Origin of the sequence: Streptomyces sp. NPDC085460, assembly GCF_044541975.1 — a bacterium.
Taxonomy (GTDB): Bacteria; Actinomycetota; Actinomycetes; order Streptomycetales; family Streptomycetaceae; genus Streptomyces.
On the sequence record NZ_JBITTO010000001.1, the window covers coordinates 876,056 to 893,306 of the forward strand.

Sequence of the window (17,251 nt, forward strand, 5' to 3'; positions counted from 1 at the left end):
TCATCCACCGGAGCGGGCGCCGTCCGTTCCCCCCTCGGAAGGACGCAACCATGCCGCAAGGTGATGGCTTCGGCTACGAGACCAAGGGCGCCCCGGAGCCGGCGGCGCGGCACGCGGTGGCCGCGGCGGCGGCCGGTCTCGTGAGGCCGGGCAGTGTCGTCGCCGTGGCCGGCGGCACCACCGCCTACGCGGTGGCCGCTCGGCTCCGCCATACGCCCGGTCTCACCGTCGTCACGAATTCGCTGCCCGTCGCCGAGCTGCTCCGGCACGTCGCCGAGGAAGAGGAGCCGGACGCGGGCGCCCCGACCGTGCTCCTGACCGGCGGCGCGCCGACGAGGTCGGCGTCGCTGGTGGGGCCGCTGGCCGACCAGGCGATCCGCTCGCTGCGGGTGGACCTCCTCCTCATGGGCGCCCACGGGGTGTCCGAGCGGGCGGGCCTGACCACGCCGAACCTCGCCGAGGCGGGGACGAACCGGGCGCTGATCGAGTCGGCGACCCGGCTCGCCGTCGTCGCCGACCACACCAAGTGGGGTGTGGTGGGGCTGAGCCGGTTCGCCGGGCTCGACGAGATCGACTACTTCGTCACGGACGACGCCCTCGCCGAGGACGCCCGGTCCACCCTGAACGGCCAGGTCGGCAGGCTGATCCTGGCCGGCACGACGCACGCGTGAGCCCCCCGGCCCCGCCCCGAAGTCGACCCATGGTTGCCAGGCGTCGATCGAATAGGGATAAATGTGGAGTATGAGTGGCGAAGCTGGCCATAAAGGCGGTGGTCCCCCGGACGCTCCCTCCGGAGGACGCCGGCGCCTCACGGCGTGGCTGACCACCCGCAGCGTCGCCCGCCAGGTCTTCCTCCTCCAGCTGGCCCTCGTCGTTCTCCTCGTGGCCGCCGCCGTCGTCGCCCTCGTCGTCCAGGCCCGCCGCGACACCATGGCCGACGCCCGGCACCGGACCATCGCCGCCGCCCAGTCCTTCGCGCACGCGCCCGGACTCGTCCGGGCCCTCCAGAACGACTTCCCGACGGTCGAACTCCAGCCCCTCGCCGAAGGCGCCCGCAAGGCCGCCGGCATCGACGCCCTGATCATCTACGAGCTCGACGGCATCACCCTCACCCACAGCGACCCCACCCAGCTCGGCAAACACGTCATCGGACCGTACGCCGAAGCCGCGGCGGGCCGCCCCTTCACCCGCACCTTCCAGGGCGCCCTGGGACTCTCCGTCGTCTCGGCGGCCCCCGTCCGCGACGCCCGCGGCGACGTGGTCGCCATCGTCTCCGCCGCCGTCACGGTCGAGAAGGTCCAGGACTCGCTGGACCAGCAGCTTCCCGTCATCCTGGGCAGCGCGGCCGGCGCCCTCGGACTCGTGGCCCTCGGCACGGGCCTCGTGAGCCGACGGCTGCGCCGCCAGACCCACGGCCTGGGCCCCGCGGAGATGACCCGGATGTACGAGCACCACGACGCGGTCCTCCACGCGGTCCGCGAGGGCGTGCTCATCACCGGCCGTGACCACCGGCTGCTGCTCGCCAACGACGAGGCCCGCCGGCTGCTCGACCTGCCCGAGGACGCCGAGGGCCGCCCCGTCACCGAACTGGGCCTCGAACCCTCCCTCACGGCCCTCCTCGCGTCGGACCGGATCGCCACCGACGAGGTGCACCTGGCCGCCGACCGCCTCCTCGCCCTCAACAAACGGGTCACCCTGCCCCCAGGGGGCCAGCACGGCAGCGTCGTGACCCTGCGGGACACCACCGAGCTGCGCTCGCTCTCCGGACGGGCGGAGGTGGCCAGGGAACGGCTGACCCTCCTCTACGATGCCGGGGTCCGCATCGGAACCACCCTGGACGTCGTGCGCACCGCGGAGGAGCTGGCGGAGGTCGCGTCGCCCGGCTTCGCGGACGTCGTCACCGTCGAACTCCTGGACCCCGTCCTGAGCGGGGAGGAACCGGCCGGGGCCGGCACCGAGCTGCGCCGCACGGCCCTCGCCGGACTCACCGAGGACCACCCCCTCTACCCCTCCGGCGAGCTGATCCGCTTCGTCCCCGGATCACCCGTCGACACCAGCGTCACCGAGGGCCGCTCCGTGGTGGTGACCGATCTGGCCTCCTCCACCGGGTGGCGCGCCCAGGACGAGGAGCGGGCCCGGCGCGTCCTGCGCTACGGCATCCATTCGCTCGCCGTCGTCCCGCTGCGCGCGCGGGGCGTGGTGCTGGGGGTGGCGAACTTCTGGCGCTCGGGCGCCTCCCCGCCGTTCACCGACGAGGACCTGTCCTTCGCCGAGGAACTGGGCAACCGGGCCGCCGTCTCCATCGACAACGCCCGCCGGTATACCCGCGAGCACACCATGGCGGTCACGCTCCAGCGGAGCCTGATGCCGCGCAGTCTCCCGGGCGACGAGACGCTCGACGTGGCCTCCCGCTACCTGCCCGCGGAGTCCGGGGTGGGCGGCGACTGGTTCGACGTGATCCCCCTGCCCGGTGCCCGCGTGGCCCTGGTCGTCGGCGACGTCGTCGGCCACGGCCTGCACGCCGCGGCCACCATGGGCCGGCTGCGGATCGCCGTACACAACTTCTCGGCGCTCGACCTCTCGCCCGACGAACTGATCTGGCGCCTCGACGAGCTCGTGGCCCTCATCGACGTGGACGAACCCTCCGAGGTCTGGGGCGAGACGATCACCGGAGCCACCTGCCTGTGCGCCGTGTACGACTCCGTCTCCGGCGAGGTCGCCGTGGCCAGCGCGGGCCACCTGCCGCTCGCCTTCGTGCGGCCCGACGGAAGCGTGGGATTCCTGGAGCCCCCTGTCTCCCCGCCCCTCGGACTGGGCGCCGGCATGCCCGTCGAGACGGCCCGGACGATCCTGCCGGAGGGCTCCAGGCTCGTCCTCTACACCGACGGCCTCCTGGAGGACCGCACCCGGGACCCCGACGACAGCCTGGCCGCCCTCCGCGACGCCCTCACCGGGCCGGGCCGCACCCCGGAGGAGACCTGCGCCGCCGTCATCGGCACGATGCTGCCGACGGGGTCCGGCGACGACGTCGCCCTGCTCGTGGCAGGCGTCCGCCGCTTGGCCCCCGACCGGGTCGCCGTATGGGACGTGCCCCGCGACCCGGCGGCCGTGAGCCCCGTCCGCAACGCCTGCGCCCGCAAGCTGGCCGAGTGGGGCCTGGAGGACATCGCCTTCGGCACCGAACTCATCCTCAGCGAACTGATCACCAACGCCGTCCGCTACGGCCTCGACCCCGTCCGGGTGCGCCTCCTGTACAGCGGCTCCCTGATCTGCGAGGTGTCCGACGGCAGCAGCACCGCCCCGTACATCCGCCGCGCCGCCGACACCGACGAGGGAGGCCGCGGTCTGTTCCTCGTCGCCCAGTACGCCGAGAAGTGGGGCACCCGCTACTCCCCCCGGGGGAAGACCATCTGGGCCGCCCAGGCGACCGCCCCCGGCGCCGGACCCGACATGGACGAGCTGGGGGAGGACGACATCCTCGGCCAGTGGGACGACGCGGAGCTGTGAGGGCGGGCGGCGGGCCGTGGCGTGGGGGGGGCGCCCCGTACGCGGGAGAGGGCGCGCTCCCACACGGACACCGGGGGAGGCTCCGCGTAGGCTGGGAGACCCGCCGCCACCGTTCCCTCGCTTCCCTCGCTTCCCTCTCGCCCTTGCGGAGACGCCGTGGTCGACCTCCCCCGGATGCGTGCCGTCACCCTCGCGACCTGTCTGTGCGTCGCGGCTCTGGGCCTGGGAGCCTGCGGCGGGGAGAACGAGCCGGTACGGGTGGTGGCCCCTGCCGTCGCCGGCTCCGCCGAGGAGGCCGGCGGCATGGACGCGCTGGTCGCGGCGGCGAAGAAGGAGGGCACGCTGCACACGACGACGCTGCTGCGCCACTGGGCGAACTACGGCGGCCTGATGGACGGCTTCGAGAAGAAGTACGGCATCGAGATCGTGAACAGCAACCCGTTCGGCTCCAGCCAGCAGGAGATCGAGGACATCCGCAGGAACCGGGGAAAGGCGAACGCACCGGACGTCCTCGACCTCGGGGACGCCTTCGCGCAGTCGGCCGCGCGCGAGGGCCTGCTGGCCCCCTACCGCGTCGCCGCCTGGGACAGCGTCCCGCCGAACCAGAAGGACCCGGACGGAGCCTGGTTCAACAGCTACGGGGGGTACGTGGCGATCGGCTGCGACGACAACAGGGTCGACGTCTGCCCCGTCTCCTTCGCCGACCTGCTCAAGCCCGAGTACCGCGGGATGGTGGCGCTCAACGGCAACCCGACGACGGCCGGCTCGGCGTTCGGGGCCGTCTACGCCGCCGCCCTCGCCAACGGCGGCTCCTTCGACGACATCCAGCCGGGCATCGACTTCTTCGCGAAACTCGACGACGTCGGCAACTACAACCGCGGCAACCCCAACCCCGAGGCGATCGCCCGCGGCGAGACCCCGATCAGCATCGAGTGGGACTTCCTCAACCTCCGGCACGTCGACGAGCTGCGGGGCACCGACGTGCGCTGGAAGGTGTCCATCCCCTTCGACGGAAGCTTCTCGCAGTACTACGCCCAGGCGATCAACAAGCACGCCCCGCACCCCGCGGCGGCGCGGCTGTGGCTGGAGTACCTCGCGAGCACGGAGGGCCAGAACCTGCGGCTGAGCGGGTTCGCCCGCCCGGTGCTCATGGACGTGATGGCGAAGGACGGCACCCTCGACGAGGAGAAGGCGGCGCGCCTGCCGACGGTCGAGGGCGGTCCGCCGGTCTTCCCCAGCGACGCGCAGCTGAGCAAGGCGCTGCGGGTGGTGCGCGAGAACTGGTCCGAAGCCATCGACGGGTGACCGGCGGAGACGGGGAGCGGGGCGTGGCGCCGTCCGTGCGCCGGTCTGTCGCTTCCGTCCTCTTGACAGGCATCCGCGCGCCTTCCAGACTCATCCCCAACACCCCGCGTTAACGTAAACATCACGAGGTGGCGCACGGCCGTAACACGGCGGCGCCCCTCAGCGCGAGGGTGGCGAGGCCCCGACCGCCGAAGCCGCACCCTCCATCGAGCCGGACGGTCGTCCCGCACTCACCTCCCCTCCCCTCCTCCACGTGCATCACGCACGCACCCCTCACGACCACCTCCGGTCCGCCGTCGAGGCGTACCGGAGGCGGCAGGCCCCCACTCCACGAGGCAAGTGATCATGTCGCGTACCAGATTCGGCGCATCGGCGGTCTTCGCCGCTCTGTCCGCCCTCCTCCTGTCCCTGTTCACCGCCGTCGGCACCGCTCACGCGGCGTCCGTCACCGTCACGAACGCGGTCCAGTTCACCGACCCGGCGGGCAACCCCGTCCACGCCCACGGCGGCGGGGTCGTCAAGGTCGGCACGTACTACTACTGGTTCGGCGAGAACCGCAACGCCGACAACAGCTTCAAGTACGTCTCCGCCTACCGCTCCACCGACCTGAAGACCTGGGAGTTCCGCAACCACGTCCTCAAGCAGGAGACCGATCCGGAGCTCCAGGGCGCGAACATCGAGCGGCCGAAGGTGATGTACAACGCCTCGACCGGCCAGTTCGTCATGTGGATGCACAAGGAGGGCAGCGCCACCGACTACTCGGAGGCGCGGGCCGCCGTCGCCGTCTCCGACACCGTCGACGGTGACTACACCTGGCGGGGCAGCTTCCGGCCGCTCGGCCACATGTCCCGGGACATCACCACGTTCGTCGACACCGACGGCACCGGCTACATGATCTCCGCAGCCAACGAGAACGCCGACCTCCACGTCTACCGCCTCACCGCCGACTACACCGCCATCGACACCCAGGTGAAGAAGCTGTGGCCCGGCCAGTGGCGCGAGGCCCCGGCGATGTTCAAGCGCAACGGCGTCTACTTCCTGCTGACCTCCGGTGCCACGGGCTGGGCCCCCAACCAGCAGAAGTACGCCACCGCCACCAGCGTCACCGGCACCTGGAGCGGCCTGAAGGACATCGGCAACTCGACCGCCTTCCGCTCCCAGACGGCGTACGTCCTGCCGGTCCAGGGCACGTCGGCCACGTCGTACCTCTACATGGGCGACCGCTGGGGCAACTCCATGGGCGGCATGGTGAACGACTCCCAGTACGTCTGGATGCCGCTGAAGTTCCCCACCAAGACGACCATGACCATGGACTACTCGCCCCGGCTCACCATCGACGCGGCGGCCGGCAAGGTGAGCGGCATGAACGTGGTCTGGGAGTCCCTGTCGGTGCGCAGCAGCGGCAAGTGCGCGGACGTCGCCAACTTCGACTCCGCCGACGGCGCCGGGATCGTCCAGTGGGGCTGCGGCGGGGACATCAACCAGCAGTACTGGTTCAAGAACGTGGGTACCAGCGGCTACGTCCAGATCATGGCCCGCAACAGCGGCAAGTGCCTTGAGGTGGACGGCGCTTCCGTCGACGACGGCGCCGCGGTCGTCCAGAAGACCTGCGGTTCCCAGAAGTCCCAGCACTGGAAGATCGAGCCGTCCGGCGACGCCGGCTACAGCCGGCTCGTCGCCCGGCACAGCGGCAAGTGCCTGGACGTCTCGGAGTACTCGTACGCCGACGGCGCGGTGATCGACCAGTGGACCTGCAACGACGGTCAGAACCAGCAGTGGGACCGGGCCACCGCCTGACGGTGACGCTCCCTCCGGGTGCCCCTCCATCCTCGCGGTGGAGGGGCACCCGCGTGTGCGCGGGCCGCCGCACGTGGTCGGCCGTGACGCGCCGAGGCGCGCCCGCCGCTGCCTACCGGTTCACCGTGAAGCCCTGGCCGTTGCCGTACGCGGCGCAGGCGTCCTTCCAGGCGTCGAGGCCGTCGGCGAGCCCGGACCGGGAGGCGTACGCCTCGCCGGCGGTGTCGTGGAAGATCGAGTTCGCGTAGACCTGGAACGGCAGGTAGGTCCAGTCCTCGCTGACGTTGCGGGCGGATTCGGCGAAGATGCGGTTGGCCTGCTGGCCGCCGAAGTAGGGGAAGGGCTTGTCGAGGAACGCCTTGGATTCGAGGTCGGCGCGGGTGGCGGGGAAGGCTCCTTCGGTCACGCGGCCGGTGGCGCCGGTGCCGGTGGTGGCGAACTCGGTGAAGGCGTAGGCGAGTTCCTTGTTCTTGGCGGCTTTGGGGACGGCGAGGGAGCTGCCGCCGTTCTCGGCGCTGGTGGTGTCGCCCTTGGTCCACTGGGGGAGGGGTGCGACGCGCCAGTCGCCGGAGGCGGAGGCGACGCCGGAGGTGAGGTTGGCGGGCATCCAGGCGCCGATGGAGAGGGTGGCGATGGAGCCGTCGGCGAGGCCCTTGTACCAGGCGTCGCTCCAGGAGCTGATCGGTGCGACGAGCTTCTCGTCGAGCAGCTTCTGCCAGGTGGCGGTGTACTTCTTCGTGCCCTCGTCGCCGAAGTCGATGCTGACGTCGGTCCCGCGGGAGTGGTAGGGGCGGCCGCCGGCCTGCCAGATGAGGCTGGTGGTGGCGCCGGCGTCGCCGGTGTCGTTGGTGATGAAGATCTTCGGGTCGGCCCGGTGCAGGGCCCGCGCCGCCTTCACGTACTCGTCCCAGGTGGTGGGGACGTCGACGCCGTGCCGGTCGAAGACCTTCTTGTTGTAGAACAACGCCATGGGGCCCGAGTCCAGGGGCAGGGCGAAGACGCCCTCGTCCTGGTGGACGGCGTGCCAGGGGCCGGACGTGAAGCTCTTGGCGTGGGTGAGGGCGCCGTAGGGGGAGAGGTCCTCGACGGTCTTGCCGATGGCGAACTGGCCGAGGGCGTAGTACTCGATCTGGGCGACGTCGGGTGCGCCATCGCCTGCGGCGATGGCGTTCTGGAGGGCGGTGTACTGCTTGCCGCCGGTTCCGGCGTCGACGAGTTCGACGTCGACGTTGGGGTACTTCTTCTCGAAGTCCGCCGCGACCTTCTTCAGGGTGGGCTCCCACGCCCAGACCGTGACCTTCCCGCCCTTCTCCAGCGCGGACTTGACGTCCTCCGGACCCGTGGGGCCGTCGCCGCCGTGGGCGGCGGAGCCGCACGCCGTCGCGGAGAGACCGGTGACGGAGACCGCGAGGAGCGCGCCGAGGAGTCTGCGGGTGGTGCGGTTGCCCATGGGGGTCAGCTCCTGAACGGTGTCATGGGGGTCGACCCGGCCGGAGTGCCCGCGCCGGCCTGGGGAAGCGGCGGGGCGCGGCGATGTCCGGTGCGGGGTCCCGGAGAAGGGTCCGACGAGGCGATGTTTACGCAATCATCGGAGGGGTCGATGGTGGCAGCACCGCATCGAGGGCGTCAAGTACGAGGGAGAGGACGGGTGTTCTCGCGGATCGGCTCGGTTATCCGTGCCGTTGGCCGTGCGGCTGTCCGTGCCGTTGTCCGTGCCGTTGTCCGTGCGGCTGTCCGCGCGGCTCTCCGGTCGGTTGTCCGGTCGGCCGTCCGTTCAGTGCCGGTTCCGCCGTCCGTTCGCCTCAGCCGGGCAGGAGGGCCACGATCTCGCGGACGACGGTGCCGGGTTCGGTCAGCGGGACGTAGTGGCCGGACCTCTCGGCGATGACGTGCCGGCCTCCCGGGGCCAGGCCGGCGCGACGGGCGTGGGAGGCGTTCGCGGCGGCGCGGACGGCGGCGTTCATGCCGTCGCCGGGGAGGCCGCCGGAGACGACGGTGATCGGAATCCCGCCGGTGTCCGGCGGGGCGTCGCGCCAGGCGGCCAGTTCGTCGAGGTACGTGCGGGCCTGGCGGCGCTGGGTGCGCAGGACCCCGGTCGTGAAGCCCTCGCGGGCCATGTCCTGGCGTACGTCCTGGGGGAGGAGGGCGAGCTGACGGCGGAACAGGGGGCGCAGCAGCCCGAGGGCGGCGAGCGCGAGGCCGAGACGGAGGGCCGTGCGCTCCATCCGGCGGAAGCCGCGGCCGAACAGGACGTCCGCCGCTTCGTCGGTGGAGTCCACCAGGACCAGTCCGGCGACGCGTCCGGGCTCGCGCGCGGCGGCGAGGCGGACCAGGGGGCCTCCCGCGCTGCGCCCGACGAGGACGTACGGGCCGGGGCCGAAGTGGTCGAGCAGCGCGCCGAGGTCGTCGGCCATCCGGGCCAGGGTGCGGCCGGCCGGATCGGGCGCGCTGCGGCCGAGGCCGGAGCGGTCGTAGACGACCGCGCGGGCGTGGGGCGCGACCGCCGGCTGGACCAGGCCCCACGAGGACCCGCCCGCACCCGCCCCTGCTTCGAACACGACCGTCGGCCCGTCCTGCCGGGGGCCGTTCCGCACCCTCGCGTGGAGCCGCCGCCCGTCCGGGAGAGGGACCTGTACGGGGGTGCCCTGGACGTGCGCCCCGGCGGCGGTCACCGGGCCGCCTCCAGGGTGAACAGGTTCATCCGGTAGGTGTTGACGACCGGCGGGGCCAGCCGGGCCAGCAGCGGCATCCCGTAGCGGTGCCGCCACGGCCAGGCGCGGGCCACGTCCGGCTGCGGCGTCGCGAACGTCCTGCTCTCGCGGAGCCGAAGCCCCCAGCCCTCCAGGGACTTCGGGTCGTCGCAGGTCCAGGTCATCCGCGCGTCGACGGCCCTGAACACCGGGTTGCGGTCCTGGTTGCGCATCATCGCCCCGCCGCCGGTGTCGAAGCTCAGGGCCGCCCCGGGGAAGCGCCGGCCCAGCGCGTCCACGACCCCGCGGACCTGGTCCTGTTCGAGGTAGAGGAGTACGGCCTCGCTGACGAAGAAGTACGGCCCTCCGGTCGCCGCGACGCGCTCGAACCAGTCGGTGTCCAGCACCGACGCGGCGACGGTCTCGGTCCGCTCGGAGTCGGGGAGGAACCGCAGCCGCAGCTCCGCCGTGTCCGGCAGGTCGAGGTCGAACCAGCGGGCCCGCCCGTTGTCCAGGCGCCGCGAGCGGGTGTTGAGTCCGGCGCCGAGCTCGACCACGGTGCCGTCCGGGTGCTCGGCCAGGAAACGGCGCACCCACCCGTCGAAGATCGCGCTGCGCAGGACGGAGCCGCCCAGGGAGGGCCCGCGGAACTTCGCGAAGTCGTAGTCGATCCGTTCGACCATCCTCCGCGCCTCGGCGTCCGCCAGGATCGGACGCCGCGCCCGCGCGTCGAGCGCCCGGCCGTACAGCGGAATGAGCAGCGTCTCCTGGACGGTGCCCAGCTCGACGGGCTCCTTGGCCATGCGATCACCAACTCTACTTAGGTGAGGCTTGCCTAAGTGACCTTAGTGGGGTGGGTCCACGACATCAACTCCTTTGTGACGACGGTTCCGTTCGGCCGGACGAGGAGGGTCAGCTCCAGGAGGCCGTGACCAGGGAGCGTTCGGCGGCGTGGAGGTGATGGGCCGAGGCCAGCCACGCCCGGGCGTACGCGTCGGAGGAGGCGTCCTCCAGGCGGCCGAAGGAGTCCCTCGGTCTGCGGTCCGCCTCGGCCGTCAGGACTTCCACCAGCTCGGCGGCGCCGGGGAGACCCGCCCGGCGGAGGGGGGCCGTGAGCGAGGCGCGGTCGGCGCCCCGGGACGCTTCGGCGACGGCACGGCGCCCACCGGCCACCCCCGTCTCCAGCAGTCGGCGCACCCGCCAGAGAGGAGCGTTGGCCAACGGGTCCGGAACGGTCGGGACGAGCACCGGCGCACCGGAGCCCGCACGGGGGAAGTGGTCGCCCTGGAGACGGTCGTACCCCAGGTCCGCGCGGCCGCTCCACTCCTCCGGGAGGCGGAGGGAGTCCGGGGCGTCCGGGACCGGGCCCACGGCCAGGGGGCGGAGCGTCGCCGCGCGGTCCGGGTCGAGGAGACCCAGGACGCGCAGGACGACACCGGGGTGTTCGCCGATGCGCCGCAGGTTGGCGGTGTGCGGCAGCTCCGGGTGCGGATGCGCGACCCGCAGCCGCACCACGGGACCCCCGCCCAGGAGCCGGGCGACGAGATGGTCCTCGGCCGCGCCCAGCACCTCCACGTCACAGCCCAGCAACGCCGGGCCCGCCTCGCCCGGACGCTCCGCCGCGTCGAGCGCGGACGCCACCGCCTCCCGTACCGGACGGGCGAAGAGCGCCGCGACGGGCTCCTCCGACCAGGCGGCGCCCCGGACCGGCGTGGCGCGGACGCCCCGGCCCGAGCCGAGCCGCCCGTCGGGCGAGACGGTCGCGCCGGCGATCAGCAGACCCCCGCGCGCCAGCCCGGCATGGTCGAGCACGGCGCCGCCGAGCGCGACGGACGCCGTGCCCGCGCCCCTGGTCCGCGCGATGCCGCCCGGCCGCACGTCGGACAGCGTGTGGAAGTCGCCGTCAGGGGTCAGGAGATGGGTCGTCACCCCGCCGTACCCGGTCGCCGACAGCACCGGCTCCCGGCAGAGCCCGTACACGCGCAGGCTGCCGCCCTGCCCGTACGCGCGCCGGGCGGACGCCGTCGCGCCGGGACCGGCCGCCCCCGAGGACAGGGCGGCCACCCCCGCGAGCAGTTCCCGGAAGGCCGCGGTCAGGTCGGCGAGCCGCTGGCCCCGCGCCTGCTCGCGCGCGGTCCTGAGCCCGCGTACGACCCTGAGCGCGGCGGCCTCCGCGCGCACCAGCCCCGCGAGCCGCGCCGAGTGGGCGGCGCGCAGCAGCTCGGCCTGCACGACCGTCCCTCCCGCGCCGACGCCCGCCGCGAGGGCCTCGGCGGCGGCGCCCCAGAGCGCCGACGCGGCGGCGGCCTGGGCGGGGGTGAGCGGTGCCGGTGCCGGTGCCGGTACGACGGCGGGAGCGGGCGCCGCCGGACGGGAGGTGACGGTGTGCCCCGGCGCTCCGGCGCCCGAAGCCACGGGCTCGGCGGGGGACTCCGCGTCCGCGGCCGGCGGCGGGGCCTCCGCGGCGGGGGACGGACGCCCGGCCTCCCCGGCCTCTTCCGCCTCTCCGGCCTCCGGGACCGGCGCGGCGTCCGCCAGCGGCGCGGCGCCGAGCACGGCCGCGCGGTGCAGACAGCGCGGGGCCAGCAGGCAGGTGCAGACCGCCTGGCCCGGGTCGGTGACCGCGCCCGACGGGCCCGGCCGCAGGGTCACGAGGGTGTCCTCGCCGAAGCGCACCTCCACCGCCCCGTCCGGGCCCGCCCCGGCGCGGTCGCCGCATTCCGCGACGGCGGCGTCGAGTTTCTTGCGCAGCCGCGCGGTCAGGTGCTCGACGGCCTCGGCGAGGACCTCGGGGGCGACGGGCGGCAGGGCTGTGGTGCTCAACGGGCTTCTCCACGGAGGCGGTCCCCGACCCAGCGGGCGAGGGCGAGCGGGCTGAGGGCGGCCACCGGCATCCCGGCGGCGACGAGCCGGCGCGCCACCGGCACCGAGTAGCGGGGCGCGCCCGTGTCGTCGAGGGCGGCGCAGCCCAGCAGGTGCGCGCCGGACGACGCCAGCGCGCGGACCTCCCCGAGGAGCCCGGAGAGCGGGGCGCCCTCCTCGAAGTCGCTGACCACGACGACGAGGGTGCGGCTGGGCACGGTCATGAGCGTCCGGGCGTGCGCGAGGCCCGCCGCGATGTGGGTGCCGCCGCCGACCCGTACCTCCAGGAGCAGCGACAGCGGGTCCGCCACGCGGTCGGTCAGGTCGACCACCTGCGTGGAGAACGCCAGGAAGTGCGTGGACAGCGTCGGTACGCCGCCCAGCACGGCGGCGGTCAGGGCCGACCAGACGACGGACGCCTCCATCGAGCCGGACACGTCGACCACGAGGATCAGCCGCCAGTCCGCCTCCTTGCCCGCGCGGGTGCCGAACACCGGGCGCTCGGGCACCACGACCACCCGGCCGTCGTCGAGCCGCCGGGTGTGCGCCAGATTGGCCCGCAGGGTGCGGGCCAGGTCGAGACGGCCGCCGGGACGACGGGTGGGCCGGGGCGAGGACAGCCCGGACAGCGCCGGACGCACCCGAGTGGCCAGTTCCCTCGTCAGCTCGTCGACGAGCCGCTTCACCAGCGGGCGCAGCCGGGCGACCTGGGACTCGGGCAGACCGCCGGCCAGCGACAGGACCGAGGAGAGCAGTTCGACCGAGGGTCGGACGGCGGCCGGGTCGAGCTGGGCCAGCACGTCGGACCGGCCCGCGTCGGCGGCGTCCGCCAGGACCTCCTCGCGGACGTCGGCCCCGAACAGGACCTCCAGCTCGTCCGCCCACTCACGGGCCGTCGGGAACGACGCCTCCTGCCCGCCGCCCTGCCCGGACGCCCCGCCGCCGAGCCCGTCGGAGCCCTCGCCGCGGCCGTGTCCGTACAACTCGTCGAGGGCGTGCGCGTAACGCCGGGCCCTGCCGTCCAGCCGGTCCTTGTGCCGGCCGAGCAGCAGCCGCCACCGGTCCGCCGTCGCGAGGCCGCGCTCCGGCACCGGCAGCAGCGGCGCCTCGGCGGCGGGCGCGGGAGTCGCCGGTACGGGCTCCGCCTCGGCGGGCAGCGCGGGAGCCGGGTGTACGGGCTTCGCCTCCGCGGCGGGCGCGGGCGGGGGAGCCGTCCGTACGGGCTCCGCTCCGGCGCCGCGCGCGGGCTCCTCGCCGGGCAGGGCCAGTGACTTCAGCGCCGCGAGCCCCGCCGCGTCCGCCGCCGCCCACAGGGCGAGCAGTGCGGGCGGTGCGTCCAGGGCGAGGTCGAGTCGGTCGCCGAGCCGCTCGGTCACCGCGCCGAGCAGGCGCTCCCGCGCGGCCGGCGACAGCGCGTCGAAACCGCCCCGGAGGGCCGGCAGGCGGTCGAGGAACTCCTGGTCGCCCAGGGTGTCGATCCGGTCCAGGAGCGGCGTGAGGGCGTCCGGGGACACCTGGAGCAGCGGACCGGCGGCGGTCAGCAGCCCGGCGAGCCGCTTCACCAGCGCCCGCCGTGTGCCGGGACCGGCGGCGGCGTCGATCCAGCCCGCCGCCCGCTCGCCGAGCCCGGCGGCCGGGTCCAGGTCGAGCAGCACGCGGACCGCGAGGGCCGCGCCCTGGACCAGGGGCGAGCCGTCGGCGGCGAGCTCGGCCAGGGCCCGGTCCATGCGGAGGCCCAGCTGCCGGGCGGCCGTCCGGTCGGCCAGCGCGACCAGGGCGGTCGCGTCGGCGGGGGAGTCGCTCCCGGCGAGGCCGGGCAGCGCGCGGACGGCCGCGTCCAGGAGGACTCCGGAGAGCGCGCCCGCGGCCTCGCGCGCCTCCGTGGCGGTGCCCGGGTAGTGCCCGCGCCGCAGGCCGTCCAGCAGGTCGAGGGCGTCGAGGAGTTCGGGAAGGGCGGCGGTCTCGGGCAGCACCGCGGCGGCCTCCGCCAGCCGCTCCCCGACCAGGTCGGGGAGGTCGCAGCGGGCGGCGGCGGTCAGCCCGGCGAGGACCTGGGCCGGCGTCGGGCCGCCGTCCGCCGCCTCGCGCCGGGCGGTCTCGCTCAGCGCGCCCGCCGCGGCCTGCGCGGCGGTCACCCCGCGCACCCCGGCCAGGTCGAGCCGCGCGGGCACCGAAGGCGTCCAGGCGAGGCGCCACTTGGTGCCCAGCGCCGTACCGTCCCCGGTCGCCGCGACGGCGACCGGCTCCCCGTACGACGCGCCGATCACCAGCAGCCGCTGGAGCAGCACCTCGCGCCGGCCGTCGAGCGGCGACCGCAGCGGGTCGAGGCGGACCTCGCGCGGCTCGGGCTCGTCGGGGCGCGGCAGCCGGAGCCGGGCCAGTTCGTCCTCGACGGACGGGCCCAGGCCGGACCGGGGCGCGTGCGGGGTGGGCCTGCCGCGTACGGTGCCGACGAACACGGCCTCGAGGGCGCGGGCGAGCGCCCGGCCGCGGCCGAGGGGTTCGCCCTGGCCGAGCACGGTGGTCACGGCCTCGAGGAGTTCGCTCCGGCCGGGCGCCGGCAGCCCGCGCAGCGCCGCCAGGTCGCAGGCGACCCGCAGGGCCTCGGCCGCCTCGCCCGTACCGGCGGTGTGGCCCGCGCGGCGCAGCTCCCGGCACAGCCCCGTCAGCGCGACGGACGCCGCCTCCCGCAGCCGTTCCGGCACGCCGCCCGCCTCCAGCACGGCCTGCTGCCAGCGCGGATCGCGGATCCCGGCCGGATAGCCGGAACGGGAGTCGAGGAGATCGAAGGAGTACGGGACGAAGGACGTCACCGCCGCCCCGAGCACCGCACCTCCGGCCGTCCCGGGTGCTGCACCTTCCGCCGTCCCGGACGCCGTGCCTCCGGCCGCCCCGGGCGCCGTGTCTGCCGCCGTCCCGGGTGCTGCACCTTCCGCCGTCCCGGGCGCCGTGCCTCCGGCCGTCCCCGGCGCCGCACCTGCCGCCGTCCCGGGCGCCGTGTCTCCCGGCTGCCCGGGCGTCGCGCCCCCCGCCGTACCGAGCACCGCACCACCCGCCGTACCTCCCTCTCGCCCGGGCCTCGGGCTCCCCGCCGTACCGCCCGCATGCCCGTCCGTGACGGCGCCGCCGGAGCCCGGAGCCGCCGCTCCCGCCGTCACGAGCGCGGGGGCGTGGAAGGCGCCGATCACGGCCGCCACGCGGCGGCCGCTCGCGGCGGCACCGGCGATGACCTCGCGCATCCGGGCCTCGCGCGCCAGGTCGGTGGCGGGTACGGCCGTGTCGGCGCGCAGCGCCCAGCCCACGCCGAGCGCAGCCCGCCGCACCGCCTCGGGCGCGCACCCCGGTGCGGGCGCCTCGACGGCGCGGTCCCACAGGTCGTCGCCGTCCCGGCCGGTTCCGGCGGCCGTCAGCGCGTCGGCGAAGAGACGCCGTCCGGGGGCGCTCGCCCCCGTCGGCCCGGGAGCGGGGGTCCCGTCCGCGGGCACGGCGGGCTCCGCGCTCCAGCCCGGGTCGCCGAGCGGCAGGTCGCAGCAGACGACCTCGACGCCCCGGGCGCGGGCCCACCGCACCGCCGCCAGCTCCGGCGAGAAGTCCGCGAACGGGTAGAACGACAGCCGTCCGCCCTCGCCCGCCCCGGCCAGCGCCACCGGCGCCACGGTCTCGGGATCGGCGAGGTGCTCCAGCCACGGCTGGAAGTCGGCGGGCAGCTCGACGCAGACCACCTCGGCGTCCGCCGCGTCCAGGAGCGCGGGTACCACGGCGGCCAGCGCCGGGCTGTGGTGGCGTACGCCCAGCAGGTAGGGCGTGCGCGACGCGGCCAGCGCGTCGACGGCCGCCCTGGGGTCGGGGATCGTCACCGCAGGCTCCCGCGCAGGTCCCACAGGCGCCGCCACATGGCCGAGCCGGTCTCGGCGCGGCGGCGGACGGGCCCGTCCCAGTAGCCGAGCAGCCGGGCGTGATCCGCCGGATCGTCCTTGCGGACGACGCCCAGGAGGTGCCCGGGCAGCAGGTCGAGGACGTCGCCGCAGGGCAGGTACGCGGCCGAGAGGCCCAGCGAGGCCGCCACCTGCACCGCCTCGGCGGTGGACATGACCGTGCCCGGCCGTTCCACGTCCCAGCCCTCCGTGGACCGGCCCGAACGCAGGTCCCGGAAGACGGTGACGAGCGCGTCCAGGACGGCGTCGTCGACGCCGAACTCCGCGCCCGCCCGCCGCACCGCGGCGACGGCCTGACGCCGGATCAGGGTCGCCTCGGCGTCGGCGTCGGCGATCGGGTCCACGGTCTCGAAGTTGAAGCGGCGCTTGAGGGCGGCCGACATCTCGGAGACGCCCCGGTCCCGGAGGTTGGCCGTCGCGATGACCGTGAAGCCCGGCGCGGCGCTCACCACGGCGTCCTCGGTGGCGGTCAGTTCGGGGACGGTGACGCGCCGGTCCGACAGCAGCGACACCAGGGCGTCCTGCACTTCGGGCAGGCAGCGGGTGATCTCCTCGACGCGCACCACCCGGCCGGTCCGCATGGCCGAGAGGACGGGGGAGTCGACCAGCGCCTGCGGGGTGGGGCCCTGGGCGAGCAGGAGCGCGTAGTTCCACCCGTACCGGAAGGCGTCCTCGGTGGTGCCCGCGGTGCCCTGGACGGTGAGGGCGCTCGTCCCGCACACGGCGGCGGCGAGGAGTTCGGACAGCATCGACTTGGCGGTGCCGGGCTCGCCGGTCAGGAGCAGTCCGCGTTCCCCGGCCAGCGTGACGACGCACCGCTCCACCAGCGCCCGCTCGCCGACGAACTTCGGGCTGATCGCCAGCTTCGCCGGCAGGCCGTCGCGCTTCTCGGGCAGCGCCAGTTCGACGCCTCCGCTGCCGCAGACGAACGTGACGACGGCCCGCGGGGTGAGCAGCCAGCCGGGCGGGCGCGGGCCCGGATCCTGGGCGGCGAGGAAGGCGAGTTCGGCCGCGTGCCGTTCCTCGGCGGGCCGGACCTGCCGGGCGGGGGCGGGGTGGTCGGTGACGGTCATGCGCGGTTCCTTCGGGACGGTCCCGCGTCGGTCGGCGGGAGGTTCACGGGGCGCCCGCGGGCGCCCTGATGATCGGATACGG

10 protein-coding genes are annotated in these 17,251 nt (G+C 74.9%); 4 read left to right on the plus strand and 6 right to left on the minus strand.

Going from position 1 to position 17,251, the window contains the following annotated elements:
• Window positions 1–50 precede the first annotated feature (50 nt).
• The 4 genes from ACIGHB_RS03735 to ACIGHB_RS03750 all read left to right on the plus strand — a co-directional run bounded on the left by ACIGHB_RS03735 (window position 51) and on the right by ACIGHB_RS03750 (window position 6,609).
• Entirely contained in the window at window positions 51–671 is a 621-nt protein-coding gene (locus ACIGHB_RS03735) for a DeoR/GlpR family DNA-binding transcription regulator (RefSeq protein ID WP_399909226.1), read from the plus strand.
• 70 nt (window positions 672–741) lie between these two features.
• The gene (locus ACIGHB_RS03740; protein ID WP_399909227.1) at window positions 742–3,507 is read left to right on the plus strand and encodes a SpoIIE family protein phosphatase; all 2,766 of its coding nucleotides are present in this window, start codon (window positions 742–744) and stop codon (window positions 3,505–3,507) included.
• 156 nt (window positions 3,508–3,663) lie between these two features.
• Window positions 3,664–4,812, plus strand: a complete 1,149-nt coding sequence (locus ACIGHB_RS03745; RefSeq protein ID WP_399909229.1) for an ABC transporter substrate-binding protein — start codon at window positions 3,664–3,666, stop codon at window positions 4,810–4,812.
• Between the two features lie 345 nt (window positions 4,813–5,157).
• Entirely contained in the window at window positions 5,158–6,609 is a 1,452-nt protein-coding gene (locus ACIGHB_RS03750) for an RICIN domain-containing protein (RefSeq protein WP_399909231.1), read from the plus strand.
• Window positions 6,610–6,721: 112 nt separating this feature from the next.
• Here the strand turns inward: ACIGHB_RS03750 and ACIGHB_RS03755 are convergent, their stop codons facing one another.
• The 6 genes from ACIGHB_RS03755 to ACIGHB_RS03780 all read right to left on the minus strand — a co-directional run bounded on the left by ACIGHB_RS03755 (window position 6,722) and on the right by ACIGHB_RS03780 (window position 17,169).
• Window positions 6,722–8,059 carry an ABC transporter substrate-binding protein gene (locus ACIGHB_RS03755; protein WP_399909233.1) on the minus strand — a complete coding sequence of 446 codons (1,338 nt, stop codon included), beginning with the start codon at window positions 8,057–8,059 and terminating at the stop codon, window positions 6,722–6,724.
• Between the two features lie 352 nt (window positions 8,060–8,411).
• Window positions 8,412–9,281 carry an alpha/beta fold hydrolase gene (locus ACIGHB_RS03760; protein ID WP_399909235.1) on the minus strand — a complete coding sequence of 290 codons (870 nt, stop codon included), beginning with the start codon at window positions 9,279–9,281 and terminating at the stop codon, window positions 8,412–8,414.
• On the minus strand, window positions 9,278–10,102 hold the full coding sequence (locus ACIGHB_RS03765) for a class I SAM-dependent methyltransferase (protein ID WP_399909237.1): 825 nt from the start codon (window positions 10,100–10,102) through the stop codon (window positions 9,278–9,280). The genes ACIGHB_RS03760 and ACIGHB_RS03765 overlap by 4 nt, the downstream gene beginning before the upstream one ends.
• Before the next feature lie 109 nt (window positions 10,103–10,211).
• Window positions 10,212–12,122, minus strand: a complete 1,911-nt coding sequence (locus tag ACIGHB_RS03770; protein ID WP_399909239.1) for a hypothetical protein — start codon at window positions 12,120–12,122, stop codon at window positions 10,212–10,214.
• The gene (locus ACIGHB_RS03775; protein WP_399909240.1) at window positions 12,119–16,018 is read right to left on the minus strand and encodes a DUF5682 family protein; all 3,900 of its coding nucleotides are present in this window, start codon (window positions 16,016–16,018) and stop codon (window positions 12,119–12,121) included. The genes ACIGHB_RS03770 and ACIGHB_RS03775 overlap by 4 nt, the downstream gene beginning before the upstream one ends.
• The gene (locus tag ACIGHB_RS03780; RefSeq protein ID WP_399909242.1) at window positions 16,015–17,169 is read right to left on the minus strand and encodes an AAA family ATPase; all 1,155 of its coding nucleotides are present in this window, start codon (window positions 17,167–17,169) and stop codon (window positions 16,015–16,017) included. Before ACIGHB_RS03780 ends, ACIGHB_RS03775 begins: the two co-directional genes overlap by 4 nt.
• Window positions 17,170–17,251: the final 82 nt, after the last annotated feature.